This window comes from Chryseobacterium sp. Mn2064, assembly GCF_049319685.1.
In the GTDB taxonomy this organism is placed as follows: domain Bacteria; phylum Bacteroidota; class Bacteroidia; order Flavobacteriales; family Weeksellaceae; genus Chryseobacterium.
Map to the genome: position 1 here is coordinate 1 of NZ_JBMOUE010000009.1, position 17,298 is coordinate 17,298.

Here is a 17,298-nt window from a genome sequence, read left to right on the forward strand (position 1 = left end):
TAAACAGCTGATAAACAAAATGAAAAATTTTAAACATTTGTTTGGAGAAGAGAAATGAGGGATGAACGAGGGTGAGAATTGGAGGGTTTGAAGGGATGAATAGTGCAAAGTATACTCTATATAATAAGGTTTTTGTTTGTTTATAAACCACGGATGACGCGGATTGGCACAGATGATTGTGTTTTATTGTCACGGGGGGAGATGAGAAATGAAGATTTCTTTTACCACAGAAGAAACTGAGCTTTAGGAATATTTTTATGACTTAAGATAGCAGGAAAGTGCTCAGCATTATTGCTGGAGAATATAAAAAGAGATAATTAATATATATCAGCTATGATAAAAGAAGTCTGTTAAACAAACTACGGGGAAAACTTTTAAAATGTATAGGAAATTGAAAAGTAGAAAACTGTGGATCTTATAAGATAGAAAGTCCTGGACGTTGTACGCGTTCCTGCTTTTTGTTTAGAAAAAACGTTTGATCAACAGCTTGTAGGTATAGTATCCGATGAGACATCCAATGGTGTCTGCCACAACATCCAGTGTTTCCATAGATCTGCCCAGTCCCATCTCTTCCTGAAGTATTTCCGTGAGAAAGGCGTAGATCAGAATGATCTGGAAAAAATATGAGAATTTTATTTTAGGAAATGTTGCAATGAAGCAGAATCCAAGAGCTGCGAATATGCTTAAATGTAAAAGCTTGTCGATACCATTGAACATAAACCAATATTCATGGTTTTCTTCTCCGGGCTTCAGAAGCATATAAGTAAGAAATGCCCAATAAATGGGCAATATCTTACTAAATATTTTTGAAATCTTATCCAATGATCGCCTGGTAATCTTCTGCAGAAAGTAACTCAGATTGATCTGCTCCATCAGCAATTTCCAATTTGATGATCCATCCGTCTCCATAAGGATCTGTATTTAACAATTCCGGTTGATCTTCTAATTCTGAATTAAATTCAATAACCTTCCCTGCAATAGGTAAGAATAAATCTGAAACAGTCTTTACTGCTTCTACACTTCCGAAAACATCTCCTCCATTAAGGTCATCATCTACAGTATCTACATCTACGTATACGATGTCTCCAAGTTCTCCCTGAGCAAAGTCGGTAATACCGATTGTAGCTACATTACCTTCGATCTTGATCCATTCGTGATCTTTCGTGTACTTTAATTCTGATGGTGTGTTCATTTTTTAATTTTTATTTTGTACAAATGTATTCAAAAATATACTAGCTTCAAATATTGGATATAAAAAAAGTCCTTCAAAACTGAAGGACTTTTATGTTTGTATCATTTTTAGAATCCACCACCGGAATCTCCAAATGTAAATGTGGCTGAAATACCTGCTCTGATTGTTGATAGCGGGAATGCCGTCGAGATCTTATATTTAGAGGTCATCTGCTCGTAGAAGATTCTAAGGTTCAGATTCTCGGAAACATTATAGTCAGCAGAAAGTTTGATATTCATCAGCTTCTGCCCTCCTGTTACCTGGGAATCATTCAGAAGGATATTCATAATTGTGGTTTTGCTGTCTCTTAATGAAATATCTCCTCTGATATTAAGGTCACTTCCTTTCCCTCTGGTTCCTCTTCCTCTTACATTGGCTGTTCCTAATCTGAAGTTTCGGACAATATATCCAAGTCTTACCACATATTCTGTGTTGGCATCTTCTGTAAGAGTTTGGTTCACCAATCCAAGCACTGTCATTCTGGTTTTGTTATACTGTAAACCAAACTGCATATTGTTTCTCATGGTAACATCTACTCCGATTAGTGGAGAGAATGATTCTACATATCCTACCTGGGCAAAAGTATAAGGATTGATCTTATCTCCAGCATCTTTAATCACTACCCCTGCGCTGTTTACTGCCTGATAAAATCCGTTTGGATTACCATGATAATCTACATTTCTCTGAATACCTGTAGCGGTATACGTTGCGGTGTAACCATGCAGAATATCAAATTTGGTAAACTGTCCGCTAATGATCGGAAGGTTTTTCAATCCTGAATACGTTATTCTCCAGTTTGGCAGTGGGAATCCTGATTTTTTAGGATTTCCCATTGCAGTTACAGATTTCCCTTCCATAGCTGCTCTAAATGCAGGGATTAATACATAAGCATTTCCAATACTGTAATGTTGGGCAAAACCATCATTATCGAGGTTAGCAGTACCACCTAACTGTTGTGATAGGGTTCTCGCGTTTTCTCTGATGGCCTGGTAAATAGCGGTTCCATCTTTAAATGAAGTATTCAACAACATTGTGGTATTAGAATATGTTACCATTTCATTGGCGAACGTAAAGTCTGTATTCGGAACTCCATTATTTGTATAATTGAATCCTGTATGAGAGAAGTTGCTATTATAAGTATGCAATACATTAAGATCTATTCGGAAATCATTTAATGGCATCATCTGTAAATCTGCTCTTAATTCTTTGGTTGACAATCTAACGTATGGATCTGTCATATAATTAGAATCACTCACCCAGCCATTTTCCATTACTGTTCTTCTGATATCTGCCTGAGATCCTAAAAGGAACCCTAATGTAGGACCTCCTAATGTTTGTCCATATCCATACCAGTTTGGTGCAGAAATCAACCCCGGAAGCACTGTACCATTGGTTTCATTATAACTTACATTCAATTGCTTGAAAGAAGTAAGGAAGAACGCAGCACTTTGAAGTGGGGTTAGTTTATTTTTAAATTTATATTTCTTATATCTGTATCTGTTCTTTTCCCATTGTTTTGTAAATACATTATTCAGGGAATCCATTTCCTGCTTACGTTTCTGAAGTTTAGCGTTGATATTTTTAAAATATTTAAACTGCCCGAAGAACTTTGGAAGGTCTGCAGATGCAGTAGCCTGAATCACATTTGTATTTTGGCCAATAGAACCTAAACTCACTTGTTTTTTCTGATCCGGATCATAGAAACCTAGTAATGAAGTAGATCTTGCATTCCAGTTGTATGTAAATCCGTAACCTACTTCTGCATCAATAAAATCCAGATAAGGTAAATATTGGAATGGTAATTTATAGTTTAACTGAACTCTATGGTTATATAATACCGGTCTTCCTGATCTGAAAACATTTCCAAAGATGGATTTGCTATCCATTATATTGGCATCGATATTATCATTGAGGGTTCTTGTCGCTGAATTGATTTCCAGTTTCAAAGATTTTGTAAAATTGAACCCTAAACCATACTGCCAGCCAAAATAGAAGTTTCTGTTTCTGATGGCATCAAAATCACTTCCTGTATTTCCATTTAAGATAGCTTCAACGTTTCTGAACTCAAGTTCGTTATAATTTCTGTCGATTTCAGTTCTAAACGATAGTCTTGTAGGAATAGGATTGAAATTGAATTCTTTTACCCATCTCAAATACTTCGTTGATTTTGCCGTATCGCTAATCATCTTATTGAAAGGCTTCAATACCCAAGGTTTGAAAGTATAGTTGTAATCAACATATCCTCTCAGATATTGTCTGTAATTTCTCTTGGTATAGATATCTCTGAAATAATCATCGTTATACACAGCGGTTACCGAAACGTTTTCAATATCATAAAATTTAGGTTTCTTATTAGGATTCACCCTTTCTTTATGCATATTAACCACTCCAATACTTCTCTGCTGGGTATAAGTTCTTGCCACTTTCTTTAACTGTTCTTTGTTGGCAGCTTTACTAAACTCAACATCGGTATCCAAAGGATTGTATTTTGGATCTTCGATGGTTTGTGAGTAAGAATAGTTCACAGGAATTTTCACTCCGGTTTTTTCAGGAAGGAATTTATCTACATTCACAGCAGTATTAATACTGAATGCAGATTGTGTAGACTGATTTCTTTCTGCCGGTTTGGAATCTATATTTCCAAATCCAACGGATGTATACGATGCATTTGTATTCACCGTTGCAAAATCTCCTAAATTGAAGTTTAAGCTGGCATTTCCTGCATACCCTCCATCATTTTCAACTTCAGAAAGACGAACTTCATTTACCCAAAGAACTCTGTCTATATTAGTTGTACCTCCTCTTTCACCTCCGTTTCTAACTCCTATTACGATCGTTGCAATATTTCCTAAACTTGGACGACCTTTAATATAGATTTTTTTAGAGTTGATCCCTCCATCTGTAGCATTGTCCAGCGTTCTTTCTGTAATTTTTACACCCGACTTATCTCTTCTGATCTTTGCATCAACAAAATTCTGAATGTCAAAGTCTACTTCATTTTCCATTGGCCAGATTTCCATTGGTGCCGTAGCTGAAAGCTTAGTAAGTACCAAAGAAGATTCATATTCATAATAGTTATCGGTAGCATCTGTTCCAAAACGGATAAAGAACTTCGTTTTGTCATCCATTCCAAATGCTCCATTAGCTAACGGATCATGTGCGTGAACAAAAAGCTTCAGCTTTTTGTATCTTCTCATATCTAGTGATGTATTTTTAAACACTCCTCTCGCCTGGCTACTTGGAAGTTGTTTAGTTTTCAGATATAAAGAAGCTTCATTCTGTCTTTGAGCTCCTGCATTCCCACTTAGTACCTGTCTATCGATCCCCGGAGGCAATACATATGGAGGCTGATTTAAAGCATTTTCTTCAATATTTACACTTCCTACTTCAAAATCTGATGTATCTACAACTAGACTTCCTTCATCTGTTGCAGGATCTGGTACAGGAAACTTATAAAGTGCCAGATTTTTAGGATACTTTCTCCAGTCTGATCTTACAAGATCCATGGTTGCGAATCTTAAAGTAGAAGTATCTTCAAATCCTGTTAACATTAATCTTGCAAATCTCACATTGTTCAATACAGATGGATCTGCTGTTCCTTCACTTTTATCATAACTCGCAACAGGAATTCTAAACAGGTACCATTTCACATCTGCAGACTGTCCATTCTGGAAGCTTGCTTTTACTGTTTTTACATCAACAATATTGTTGTTCCCTAATGTCAGATCAGCTTGATTCAGTTTTACCACATACTGGTTATAACTTTCTGTCTGGTCTAGGTTGTAATCTTTATTGATATCTTCCGCATCCGGTGTTTGAGAAGCCACATTCAGAGAGTTTGCTTCTGAGTTTCCGTCTGGGTTTCTGAAATATTTGTAACGTTCAACAACAGATGCTGCCTGACTTCCTGTAAATTTCTCTGAAAGATAAAATACAAAGTCATCTACAGCTGGGTCAACAATATTGGTTACCGGATTTACAAATGTATTTCCGAATATCATAGATTCCTGATCTGAGCTTAATCCATCATACCCAACATCCTGCTGCTTTCTATCCTCGCCTTCAGTAGAGAATGCATATAAGATAGGCGGCTGCTTTGGCTGGATTCCCCAGTTGGAGCTTGTAGTAGAAGTTGGATTTCCTGGAGTTGGAAGACCATTTTCGTAAAGCATTTTTCCATCTTTCAATACGTCTTCAGAAACGTTACCCAAGTGTAATAAAAGCTTAGGATCATTTCCAAGTTTTTTACCATCTGCATAAGGATCCATCATCCAGAATTCAACATATTCGATATTGGAAGTAACGAAATTGGGAACACTGATTGATCTCATAATCCCCGCCCATCTGCTTTGTGCCTGCTCTGTTGCAGTATTCACGTTGTATGGCCCTCTTTCTTTTGGATAGTAAGAGATGTCAAAAGTATTGGTGAAGGTCTGTTCTCCTGCTACAAAATCTCTATTGTTATAAATTTCTGATAGCTGAACTCTTCTTGACGCATGGTTGGAAACTGCCTGAGGGGTAATTCCCGTTGGAGCTTTCCCTCCTACACCCCAGAATCTAGGGTCAATGTTGTACCATGATAGTAGTCCTCTTCCGTAACCACTTGTTATGGCATTATTATCAGGAACTGTACTAAATGGCGGAAGTTTATTTTTTTCCGGCTTTGAGGCTAAACTCCATGCTGCCGGTTCTTTTAATGATATCTTAGAAGTTGTCTGTTCAAAGTCATCAATATAAGACTGATCATTGGTTCCTTTGTTCAATCCAGGTAATAAATACGCAGCTTCCATCTTAAAGTTGATATTGGATGGTGCTTCTGTTTTTATCATGGGAAGCTTGTTGGCAAATCTTGTCAGATAAGGAGCCTGATTGTTGTACATCAAGTTGATCCCCGCCATGGTATTGTTTACAGCTTCCTGCCCATAGTTTACTTTTTGAGTCAATGGTGACTCTGAGTAATTCACTACGGTTCCTCCTAAAATAAAGTTTTCATTAAACCTTCTTTCTAAGTTCAACCCTAAGAATCTTTTTCTTTGGGTATTAAAGGTCAGTTGGTTTTCTAATGAAATATTGATGGCCTGTCCGGACTGTTTTACATTTTCATTGATGATGTTAACAGTTCCCAGCATATAGTCTACTGTATAGTCTACTCCTTCAGTAAGCTGTACTCCGTTTGCAGAAACTTTTACAGATCCTTGAGGAACGTTTACTGCTCCCAAGGAAATACCCTGCCCCTGAACTCCTTTATAACGACCTTCCATGGTGTATCTCTGTGCGAGGTTACTGGAAGTTGCATATTGCTTTTGCTTGGTATAAAGATCCTGGAATACATACTGCGGATCAAAAGTACCTCCAAGAACCTTTTGCATATAGTTACCAAATGGCTGTACTTTGGTGAAAATAATTCTTCCCGTCTCCGGCCGAATTGTAATCCCGTTCACGAAGTCGAAAATACCATCTCCTTTAGTTCCATCCTTATTATTCTGGATATCCCCATTCATATTGAGGCGGTCCCAGTTAAATAGCTTCAGTAGGTTTTGATCTTTTACAGGGGGAATATAATTAATCTTACCTCCTGTATTTTGATCCCTGTAGTAAACGTTTAGAATAAAGCCGTCCTGAGATACCTGTCCTGCATCCATAGAATAGATGTTCTTCATCATCAGGTCCCACATCGGAGAGTCTGTATTTACCCTGTTGTTTACTCTAAGTACCTTAGTAATCAAAACCGGGCTTTCTTCTGAGAATTCCCCGACTTTATATACTTTATTGCTTCCGTTTACGGTATATGAGTATGAAACTGCTAAAAGCTGATTATCATTAAGCTTTTGATTCAATGAAATATATCCTAGCTGTGGCTGGAATGTAAATTCATTGGAATTAAGTTTTCTGGCTTTTGTATTATAAATGAATTCTTCCCCATTATCATAGGGAGTTGTACTTCCCGGAAAATTCTGCCCCTGGAAAATCGTCCCATAGTTTTTACCTGCTTCTCTTGTTCCTGCAACATTTGATACCTGATCATACAAGCCGTTTAAAGAGTTATCCGGCAAAACATCTCCGCCAGCCGCTTCTCCTAGGTCCCTGATCCCGATAATACTTTTCTGATACGCAAGATTACTATTCCCCTGGTCTAATACCCATGCTTCTATTCTGGTGATATTGATGGTAGAATTGATCTGTGGATAATTGAGTAAAGCATCATCATACTTGTTAAGGAAATAATGTCCTATAAAGAAGTGCTGATTATCTTCATAGTCAATTGCACTGACTTTAAAATTATTCATAACACCACCTCCCTGCACAACAATATTACGAGCTTCTCCCTGTTGTTGAGAAAGGACAACGGTTCCAAAAGTTTTTCCCAGCTGGAATTCTGTTTTAACCCCGAATAAGGATTGTGAACCACGGATCAAGCTTGTAGAAAGCGGCATCGTTACGTTACCAAACTCTACTCTTTTGATAATTTTATCTTCTCCCCCAGCATTCGGTTTATCTACTTCTCCAAGACCTTTCTGTTGCAGATCTTTCCAGCTTCCTTTTGCCTGCCATACAAGATTCATTCTATTTTCAAAGGCAAATCCACTCTGAGTGTCATAATTTGCTTTTAACTGAAGGTTCTCTCCTACTTTCCCTAGTAATCCTAACTGGATTCTCTGATCAATATCAAAGGTAAAGCTGGTCCTGTTTTGTGGCAGGATAATTGGATTATCTATTTTTTGATAAAGTCCGGCAAAGTCAAGAGAGGCATATCCTGAAGGAATGATTTCAATTTTATTACCTCCGAATATGGTTTCGAACAACTTGTTGTTGATAAGAAGTGAAGGAATTAACCCTTTTCTTCTGGCATCTGATCTGTCTCTTCTGAAAAGGAGATTGTATTTATCAGATTTTTCTTTATAGTACGCTCTTGTCTGATTGGCGAGCATATATTCTTTATACTCTTCCGGAGACATGGCGACTGGCGGCCCTGTGATGGTATTTCCAATTTTGGGATATACATAGTACATCCCTGTTTTTATATCGTAATAGGCTTCCTGCCTCGTGGGGTCAGCTACCTCATATTGCTTCCTTATGATCAGGGTATCTGTGGTTCTCTGCTGTGCAAAGGCACTCACAGACATACACAGAAACGACAGGAACAGAAATATGTTAAAATGCTTATTATTTGTCACCAAATGTTAAATGTTTTTTAAAATTTGTTTAACCAATTCTTCTACCGATATCTCTGAGTTTTGTTTCAATATTCTATCGGCAAGTTTTTCACTGGTACGTTTAGGAATCCCTAAAACTTCTAATGCAGATAACGCTTCATCCTTGATTTTATTATCCACCATCACAGAAATATTCGCGGCAGGATCGCTGAATTTCTGGACTTTATCTTTAAGATCTACGATAATTCTTTCGGCTGTTTTCGCCCCGATTCCTTTTGCTTTTTGAATCAATGCGCTATTACCGGAAAGTATCGCTGATGCTATTTCATCAAGGCTTAATGTAGACAGCAGAATAAGTGCAGAAACAGCCCCCACTCCGTTAACGCTTATTAACAGATTGAACATTTCTTTTTCTGAACGAGTGTTAAATCCAAAGAGAAGATGAGCATCTTCGCGGATGATCTGCTGAATAAACAGAAAAGTCTGCTGATTCAAAACCAGCGTCTGTGAGGTCATTAAACTGATTCCCACGTAGTAACCAACTCCTTGAACATTGATGACAGCGTAGGTAGGCGTAAGTTCTTGAACAGTGCCTTGTAGAGAAAATATCATTATTAATTTTTAAAACTCCCAAATATAGCAATTTAAACTAATTAATATTTTCATTTCATGCACGAATGCCTTTTAACTTAATTTTTAAATAAGAATTCAAGGAATTAACATAAAAATAAAAGACTCCAAAATATGGAGTCTTTTTGTATATAAACACAAATAAAAGTGTTGATTTTAATGATAAGAAACTGAGCAGATTGTATAGGCTGCTTTTCCTTATTATAAGATTGAGAAATTATTTTTTCTCTCTTCTCTGAGCATCAAGTACAGCAACAGTAGCAAGGTTTACGATTTCGTCTACGCTTGAACGCATCTGAAGTACGTGAACAGGCTGCTTCAGTCCCATTAAGATTGGCCCGATTACCTGTGCTACTTTCATACCTCTGATAATTTTGTAAGAAAGGTTGGCACTTTCAAGGTTCGGGAATACGAATGTGTTGGCAGGTGTTGTTCCCAGCTTGGAGAAAGGATAATCGCTTAAATGATCAGCATTCATAGCAAAATCCGGTTGAATTTCACCATCTACAATCATTTTAGGATATTTTTCGTGAAGAATGCTTACCGCCTTAGCTACTTTTTTAGAAGTTTCAGAGATCGCTGCAAAGTTTTCAAATCCTAACATCGCAATTCTTGGTTCAATAGCGAAAGATTTCACTGTGAATTCTGCCATTTTAGCAATATTTACTAAATCTTCAGCACTTGGGTTCTGATTGATGGACGTATCTGCGAAGAAAATAGGTTTTTTTTCAGAAAGGATCATCATCATTGCTGCTACTTTGTCTACGCCTTTATCTTTTTCAATAACTTCTAAAACAGGACGTAATACTGAGGTATAATTTTTAGAGAACCCTACGATAAGACCGTCTGTATCACCATGCTTAAGCATTAAAGGTCCGAAATAGTCTCTCTGGCGAACGTATCTTTTCGCTTTATACTCGTTCATTCCTTTTCTCTGGCGAAGTTTCCAAAGGGTTTCTCTGTATTTTTTTCTGTTCTCTTTCTGGTCGTCATCACTTGGATCGATGATAGGAACGTCCAGGTTGATTCCGTAGCGCTCCATCTGTTCCTTGATGTATTTTTTATCTCCTAAAAGACTTGGGTAAGCAATTCCTTCTTCATAAAGGATTTGAGCAGCTTTCAATACGTTGTACTCTTCAGCATTTCCAAGGGTAATTCTCTTTGGATTAGCTTTTGCACGGCTCTGCATCATTCTTACCAACTTCTCGTCTCTACCCATTCTGTCTAGCAGTTGGTGCTCGTATTCTTCGAAATCTGTGATTACTTTTCCGGCAACACCGCTTTCAATAGCTGCTTTTGCAACAGCGCTGGATACTTTTGTGATCAGTCTGCTGTCGAATGGTTTTGGAATGAAATAGTCTCTTCCGAACTGTAAACTTTTCAGGTTGTATGCTAAGATTACAGCTTCAGGAACCGGTTCTTTAGCAAGGTCAGCAATCGCGTGTACAGCTGCAAGCTTCATTTCTTCATTAATTCCTGTAGCCTGAACATCTAATGCTCCACGGAAAATATAAGGAAATCCTAATACGTTGTTTACCTGGTTAGGATAATCACTTCTTCCTGTTGCCATGATCACGTCTTTACGAGTTTCAAGAGCAATATCGTAAGCAATTTCCGGATCTGGGTTTGCTAAAGCGAATACGATAGGATTTTCGTTCATGCTCAACAGCATTTCCGGAGTCATTACGTTTCCTTTAGATAATCCTACGAAAACATCAGAACCTTTTACAGCATCTTCTAATGTTTCAATATCTGTTTCAACAATGAAGTCTAATTTTTCAGGAGTAAGATTTTCTCTTTTGTGATTGATTACTCCTTTACTGTCGCACATCAGGACGTTTTCTTTCTTCAATCCTAATGAAATATACAGTTTGGTACAAGCAATAGCTGCCGCTCCTGCTCCGTTTACTACCATTTTCACTTCAGCAATATCCTTATTGGCAATCTGCAAAGAGTTGATCAATGCTGCTGCTGAAATAATAGCGGTACCGTGCTGATCGTCGTGCATCAAAGGAATATTCAATTCTTCCTTCAATCTCTGTTCAATATAAAAAGCTTCAGGAGCTTTAATATCTTCAAGGTTAATTCCTCCGAAAGTAGGAGCAATACCTTTTACAATCTCAATAAATTTATCCGGATCTTTTTCATTGATCTCGATATCAAAAACATTGATATCTGCAAAAATTTTAAACAGAAGTCCTTTACCTTCCATTACCGGTTTTGAAGCTTCGGCTCCGATATCTCCTAATCCAAGTACTGCTGTACCGTTAGAAATTACCGCTACCAGGTTTCCTTTTCCTGTATAATCGTAAACAGTTTCCGGCTTATCATGAATTTCCATACAAGGAACCGCTACTCCCGGAGAATAAGCCAATGACAAATCTCTCTGAGAAGAGTGTGGCTTTGAAGGGATTACTTCAATTTTTCCTTTGGGTTCTGCTTTATGATAATCTAACGCCGCCTGGTTAAAGGTCTTTTCGTCGCGATGGTTTTTACTTGACATAAAATTTCGTTTTTTGTTAAAGGATATATTTAATGTGGTAATCTACTAAACTTTCAATTGGTTTCTGCACAACATGTCCCACATTTAAATTAAGTTCTGCTGCTACAGAACGTAGTATATTTTCATAATAATAAGCGATGGAGCCGATAAAGTTAATTTCAGCATCTTTTGCCTCCTCATAAGGAAGCACCTGATATTCAAAGAAATTTTTCATTTCTTCAAAAACCATGTCTCTGAAATAAGGATGATCTTTTCTCTCGATCACAAATTTGGTAAAATTGGCCAAATAAGCATTTGGTCTTGGCGTATGATACATATTTTTCAATGCATCTTCTACGGTAAGCTGATAATCGGCCTGAAATTCGTTGTGAAGGTCAGAAGGCAATTTTTTCATAAAATATCTGCGCACCAGCTGTTTACCGATAGCGCTTCCGCTTCCTTCGTCTCCGATAAGGAAACCGAGTGAAGGAAGTTCTATTTTCAGATTTTCACCATCAAAAAAACAAGAGTTTGATCCTGTGCCCAGAATGCACACGATAGCTGGTTTTCCGCTGTATGCCGCATAAGCAGCAGCCATCAGATCTTCTTTTACGATAATTTCAGCTTTCCCAAATACTTTGATAAGCTCTTCCTGAATGGTTTCGCAGTTTTTCTTCACACCGCATCCGGAACCATAAAAGAAGACCTTTGTAATTGAGTTTTTCACCGATATCAGATTGCTATTCTTCTGTATTTCAGGAGCGATAAGTTCTCTGTTGATAAAATTCGGATTGAAACCAATGGTTTCAGTTTTCAGAAAAACTTTCTTAAAGTCATCGAGTATTACCCAATCCGATTTAGTAGAACCACTATCTACAATAGCAACCATATTTTAGATTTTAATTTAAGGATGCTAAATTATGAATTTATCTTCAATTAGCGTTTAAAACAAGCTGGAAGCTGTCTAAAATCATTAATGTTTAACATTTGTTTTCTTTTCGTTAAACTGCAAAAGCCAATCTTCGATTTCATCTTCCAGATAGGAAGTCTGTAATACCATCGCATTAATAAAATCATCAGGCACAGGTTCGCCGCTAGAATTTTCAAGATTCCAAAGTTCATTGGACATATTTTCATATTCAGAGTATACTCTTTTGAAGCGGGAATTTTCTTTCTCAAGAGCCTCAATATTTTTCTGTTGAAGCTGGAATTTTCTGTATTTGTTTTGACGTTTCATACAAATATTGTTATCAATTGGTCATAAAATAAGGGAGTCGTATGCTTTCAAACACGCATTACAAGATAGAAAAACCATCAACACAAGGAGTTGAAAATGAATTTATTATCAGGTCGTTACCATATCTTTCTGATTATTAAAATTAGAAATAATTTTAATTAAAAAAAATATTTTAACAACTTTTTTCAGTGTTTAACATATAGTTATAAATTTGCATATTCATATTGTTAAGGATCGTTATTATAAACAGACAAAAATCATTATCGGGAAGCGATATACAGCTGATGGATATTTTTTCTGATATTAAGTTTTCTTAATCACCACAATATGTTTATAGTTTTTTCAGTTTTTATATTAATTGAATGAAAGAAATACTCATACGCCAGAAACAGGTTTTGTTCTTCATCATAGCAGGAGGACTGAGCGCCATTGTAGAGATTGGCAGCTTTAAAATATTCAGTACCTATCTTCCTCAGTTTTTGGCAAGGGAAACCAACTTCCATGGTATACATTATCCTTTAAGCAATATCTTTTCTACCAGTTGCGGAATTATCACCAACTATTTTCTAAGCATCTGGTTTGTTTTTGAAAGAGGAAAACATTCTAAGAAAAAGGAATTTGCTTATTTCATGGCAGTATCTTTTTTTTCAACCTTACTCAGTTTAGCTTTTTTCCAGATTTTCTACAGTTTTATCTTTAAGGATAATATCAGTTTAATTTTTTATACCTTGAGCCCGGAAATGATCAGTAAAATTGCAGCCATTTTGCTGGTTTCCATTCTGAATTATTCGGTAAAAAAGAAAGTAATCTTTAACGGTTAAACGGTGACAAAAATTTTAAACTATCTCTGGAGATTCTGGTTGCTGCTGTTAGCTTTTGTACTAACGGTGGGTATTGGGATCCCTGTTTATATTTTATCTTTTAGTAAAAAACATTATAAATACGCTTATAAGCTCGTCAGGCTTTGGTGTTTTGGAATGTTCTACGGAATGGGGTTCCGATATGATCTAATTCGGCTTTCAGAGCAGGAAAAAGACAGAGATAAGCCCTATGTTTTCATTTCCAATCATACGTCTATTATGGACATTATGCTGACCTGCATTCTGTTTCCTCACCACCCCATCTGCTTTGTCGGAAAAAAGGAGCTTGTAAAGATTCCTATCTTCGGAACGATATACAAAAGGATATGTGTAATGGTAGACAGAACAAGTGCCCGAAGCCGTGCTGATGTATACCGCAGATGCGCAGAGAAGATGGAAGAAGGCAACAGTATTGCTATTTTTCCTGAAGGAGGTGTACCTGATGATACTTCTATTATTCTGGATAATTTTAAGGACGGTGCATTTATGCTCTCTTCCAAACACAACTCTCCTATTGCCGTATATACTTTTATAGGATTGAAGGAAATGTTTCCTTTTGAAAGTGGCAAAGGATATCCCGGAAGAGTAAAGGTGTATTTCAATGGAATCATAGAGCCCAGCGATTCGCCAAAAGACCTGAAAGAAGAGGCTTACCAAGTCATTAAAAAAACGCTCCTGGAGCATTCTATTTAAAAGAATTAATTATATTTGTTTGCGAAATTTTCAATAAAATATGTCAAAAACCAATCAGCCGACTAATTACCCGGCGCTGTACACACTTGTACTTGTATTTTTCTTCTGGGGATTTATTGCTGCCGGCAATAGTATTTTCATCCCTTTCTGTAAAAACTATTTCTCTCTAGACCAGTTTCAGTCCCAGTTAATAGATTTTGCTTTTTATACTGCTTATTTCCTGGGGGCATTGCTTCTGTTTATATTCAGTACCATAAAAGGAATTGATATTATTGGTAAATGGGGGTATAAAAAGAGTATTGTTTACGGACTTCTCCTCTCCGCCATTGGAGCGGCCATCATGATTATTGCTGTGAAAAGCAATGTGTATTACGGAATGCTTGTAGGGCTTTTTGTAGTAGCATTAGGTTTCTCTATTCAGCAGACAGCAGCCAATCCTTTTGCGGTCCTTTTGGGAGATCCTAAAACCGGAGCAAGCCGACAGAATCTTGCCGGAGGAATCAACTCTTTCGGAACGTCTATTGGGCCTATCATTGTTGGTCTGGCTCTTTTCGGAACCACTGCTACGGTAGATGATGATCAGATCAAACATCTGGCATTGGACAAAGTTATTTTACTGTATACAGCAGTAGGTGCCCTTTTCCTTATTGCCGCAGGGATCTTTTATTTCTCTAAAAAACTTCCGGACGGTATCTCTACAGAGCCAATGGAAAAAGCAGGGAAAGCAAGAAAAACACTTATTGCGATGACAATACTTGTTATTCTGTTCTTTATTCCTGTATTCAGCAGCTACAATTCTGAGGAAGCAAAAACCATCGAGAAGTTAGGCAATGAAATAACAATGCTTGAAAACACTTCCAAGAAAGAAACTAATGCAGCAACAGTTGCAGCGTACCAAACCGAAATTACCAAGAAAAAAACAGACCTGGAAACGGTAAAGCATCCATTGGAAAAAACAAGAATGATCTATCTTGGAGGAGCCTTACTTTCTGTTATTATATGCTTGGTTTTTGCCAATACCAGCGCTAAGAAAAACTCTGAAGGTTGGGGAGCAATGAGATATCCACAGCTTGTACTGGGAATGATTGCTATTCTGGCGTATGTAGGTGTGGAAGTAGCCATAGGAAGTAACCTGGGAGAGCTTCTCAGTATGCCTGAATTTGGCGGACATCAGTCTTCTGATCTCGCTCCTTATATTTCTATGTACTGGGGAAGTTTAATGATCGGTAGATGGACAGGTGCTATTGCTGTTTTCAACTTAAATAAACAACAGCAGACGATCGCTACTATTATTGTTCCGTTCATTGCGTTTTCAGTTATTATCGGAATCAATACGCTTGCTCAAAAAGACATGTCTCATCTATACTTTTATGCAATCTGTGTGGCGATTCAGGTGATATTATTCCTGATCAGCAAAAATAAACCAGCGGTAACATTGATTATTTTTGGATTGTTTGGTAGTGCTGCCATGATTACAGGATTGCTTACAACAGGTAATTTTGCCATCTACGCCTTCCTTTCAGGAGGTCTTGCCTGCAGTATTATGTGGCCTTCTATTTTCACTTTAGCCATTACTGGATTAGGAAAATATACTGCACAAGGTTCAGCATTCCTGGTAATGATGATTTTAGGAGGAGGTATTATTCCACCGCTTCAGGGGAAACTTTCTGACATCATCGGAATCCACAGTTCATACATTATTCCTGTAATATGTTTTGTTTATATTACATTATTTGCATATCTGGCTAAAAAATCTTTATTTAGACAAGGAATTAACGTTGACGTTTTAGAATCCGAAGGTGCTCACTAAAAATATACAACATATATATAAGAAGAAGAGATTTTGGGCAGGTGTATTACTTGCCCAATTTCTTTTGTTTTATGGTTGTTCAAAATCACGGTTGATGATTTCTTTTTTTGAACATTTTTTCGAAGTTCAGAAAAGAGTTCATCAAATGCTTTTCAGCTGGTTGCCATTTTCGATGGGAGATGTTTTGTATATTCTATTGGGAATTTTTCTATTCTTCTATCTTATTTCTTTATTCAAAAAAAATAAAAGGAATAATGCCATCATCAAGATCATGATAATCATCAACAGTTTTTATTTTGTTTATCAGATATTTTGGGGAATGCTCTATTTCCAGACTCCTATTATCAAAAAACTGTCTACCCAGAACGAGCCGGAAATTAGCAAAGCAAAAGAACTTGCCCTTCGCTATCTTGAGAAATGCAAAGCAACAAGAGCAAAAGTACATGAAGATTCTAAAGGGGTATTTATGATCTCCAATCTAAAAGCTGTACAACATGAAATTCTTCATCAGCAATCACAATTACCTCCCTATATTTCAGACAAGAAAGCTACAGAAGTTTCTTCCATAAAGCCCAGCCTGTTTAAAAACGTTATGAATTTCACGGGTATTCTAGGCTATTACAATCCTTTTACTGCAGAAGCACAATATAATTCTGAACTCCCTGCTTCTTTTATTCCTTTTACCACGGCTCATGAGAGTTCTCATCAATTAGGGTTTGCCAGAGAACAGGAAGCCAATTTTGTGGGATATCTGATTGGGATAAACTCCAGCAATACGGATTTAAGATATAGTACAGAATTTTTCACCTTAAAAAGCCTATTAAGGTTTATTGTGGAGGAAGATCCTGAATTTGTAAAATCTGTCCTTAGCCATTATTCTCCAGCAATGAAAAGAGATCGTGCTTATGAGAAGAAATTTGTGATGGATCATCAGGGCTGGCTGGACGATTTTTTTGGATTCACCAACAATCTCTTTCTGAAAAGTAATCAGCAGGAAGGAGCTGTTACCTATTCTTACTTTATAGACCTTCTTTTAAACTACGAAAAATAGTTATCCCTGATTCTAAATTAGGATTTCAAACCTGAAAAATTTTAATCAATACAATGCATCAACTATTGTATTGATAAAAAATCTTATACAAATTTCATAGATCAGACTATGTGTTTCAAGAATATAATTAAAAAATTTAATGAAATTCTT

11 protein-coding genes are annotated in these 17,298 nt (G+C 36.9%); 4 read left to right on the forward strand and 7 right to left on the reverse strand.

What is annotated here, in order from left to right; genetic code table 11:
* Nucleotides 1-462 precede the first annotated feature (462 nt).
* The 7 genes from ACL9RH_RS22825 to ACL9RH_RS22855 all read right to left on the reverse strand — a co-directional run bounded on the left by ACL9RH_RS22825 (nucleotide 463) and on the right by ACL9RH_RS22855 (nucleotide 12,734).
* Nucleotides 463-789: a VanZ family protein gene (locus tag ACL9RH_RS22825; protein ID WP_422695631.1), complete on the reverse strand. Its 327-nt coding sequence runs from the start codon at nucleotides 787-789 to the stop codon at nucleotides 463-465.
* Nucleotides 790-814: 25 nt separating this feature from the next.
* Nucleotides 815-1,192: a glycine cleavage system protein GcvH gene (gene gcvH, locus ACL9RH_RS22830; RefSeq protein ID WP_422695632.1), complete on the reverse strand. Its 378-nt coding sequence runs from the start codon at nucleotides 1,190-1,192 to the stop codon at nucleotides 815-817.
* A gap of 107 nt (nucleotides 1,193-1,299) precedes the next feature.
* Nucleotides 1,300-8,355, reverse strand: coding sequence for a cell surface protein SprA (gene sprA, locus ACL9RH_RS22835; RefSeq protein WP_422695736.1), 7,056 nt, complete (start codon nucleotides 8,353-8,355; stop codon nucleotides 1,300-1,302).
* A gap of 57 nt (nucleotides 8,356-8,412) precedes the next feature.
* Complete coding sequence (gene ruvA / locus ACL9RH_RS22840; protein ID WP_422695633.1) at nucleotides 8,413-8,997, reverse strand: Holliday junction branch migration protein RuvA; 585 nt, start codon at nucleotides 8,995-8,997, stop codon at nucleotides 8,413-8,415.
* Nucleotides 8,998-9,232: 235 nt separating this feature from the next.
* Nucleotides 9,233-11,518, reverse strand: coding sequence for an NADP-dependent malic enzyme (locus ACL9RH_RS22845; protein WP_422695634.1), 2,286 nt, complete (start codon nucleotides 11,516-11,518; stop codon nucleotides 9,233-9,235).
* A 16-nt stretch (nucleotides 11,519-11,534) separates the two neighbouring features.
* Entirely contained in the window at nucleotides 11,535-12,386 is an 852-nt protein-coding gene (locus ACL9RH_RS22850; RefSeq protein ID WP_422695635.1) for an ATPase, read from the reverse strand.
* Between the two features lie 84 nt (nucleotides 12,387-12,470).
* Nucleotides 12,471-12,734 (reverse strand): hypothetical protein, encoded by a 264-nt coding sequence (locus ACL9RH_RS22855; protein WP_422695636.1) that lies wholly within the window; start codon nucleotides 12,732-12,734, stop codon nucleotides 12,471-12,473.
* Nucleotides 12,735-13,096: 362 nt separating this feature from the next.
* On the opposite strand from ACL9RH_RS22855, the gene ACL9RH_RS22860 reads away from it, so the two are divergent.
* The 4 genes from ACL9RH_RS22860 (at nucleotide 13,097) to ACL9RH_RS22875 (ending at nucleotide 17,148) form a co-directional block, all read left to right on the forward strand.
* Complete coding sequence (locus tag ACL9RH_RS22860) at nucleotides 13,097-13,555, forward strand: GtrA family protein (RefSeq protein WP_422695637.1); 459 nt, start codon at nucleotides 13,097-13,099, stop codon at nucleotides 13,553-13,555.
* Between the two features lie 3 nt (nucleotides 13,556-13,558).
* Complete coding sequence (locus tag ACL9RH_RS22865; protein WP_422695638.1) at nucleotides 13,559-14,287, forward strand: lysophospholipid acyltransferase family protein; 729 nt, start codon at nucleotides 13,559-13,561, stop codon at nucleotides 14,285-14,287.
* 40 nt (nucleotides 14,288-14,327) lie between these two features.
* On the forward strand, nucleotides 14,328-16,097 hold the full coding sequence (locus ACL9RH_RS22870; RefSeq protein ID WP_422695639.1) for an MFS transporter: 1,770 nt from the start codon (nucleotides 14,328-14,330) through the stop codon (nucleotides 16,095-16,097).
* Nucleotides 16,098-16,191: 94 nt separating this feature from the next.
* Nucleotides 16,192-17,148, forward strand: coding sequence for a DUF3810 domain-containing protein (locus ACL9RH_RS22875; RefSeq protein ID WP_422695640.1), 957 nt, complete (start codon nucleotides 16,192-16,194; stop codon nucleotides 17,146-17,148).
* The last annotated feature ends 150 nt before the right edge of the window (nucleotides 17,149-17,298 follow it).

Excerpts from the sequence above, each read along its gene's own strand:
- sprA (WP_422695736.1), bottom strand. The coding sequence starts at position 8,355 with ATGTCTGTGAGTGCCTTTGCACAGCAGAGAACCACAGATACCCTGATC.
- gcvH (WP_422695632.1), bottom strand. The coding sequence starts at position 1,192 with ATGAACACACCATCAGAATTAAAGTACACGAAAGATCACGAATGGATC.
- ACL9RH_RS22870 (WP_422695639.1), top strand. The coding sequence starts at position 14,328 with ATGTCAAAAACCAATCAGCCGACTAATTACCCGGCGCTGTACACACTT.
- ACL9RH_RS22850 (WP_422695635.1), bottom strand. The coding sequence starts at position 12,386 with ATGGTTGCTATTGTAGATAGTGGTTCTACTAAATCGGATTGGGTAATA.
- ruvA (WP_422695633.1), bottom strand. The coding sequence starts at position 8,997 with ATGATATTTTCTCTACAAGGCACTGTTCAAGAACTTACGCCTACCTAC.
- ACL9RH_RS22845 (WP_422695634.1), bottom strand. The coding sequence starts at position 11,518 with ATGTCAAGTAAAAACCATCGCGACGAAAAGACCTTTAACCAGGCGGCG.
- ACL9RH_RS22855 (WP_422695636.1), bottom strand. The coding sequence starts at position 12,734 with ATGAAACGTCAAAACAAATACAGAAAATTCCAGCTTCAACAGAAAAAT.
- ACL9RH_RS22875 (WP_422695640.1), top strand. The coding sequence starts at position 16,192 with ATGATTTCTTTTTTTGAACATTTTTTCGAAGTTCAGAAAAGAGTTCAT.
- ACL9RH_RS22860 (WP_422695637.1), top strand. The coding sequence starts at position 13,097 with ATGAAAGAAATACTCATACGCCAGAAACAGGTTTTGTTCTTCATCATA.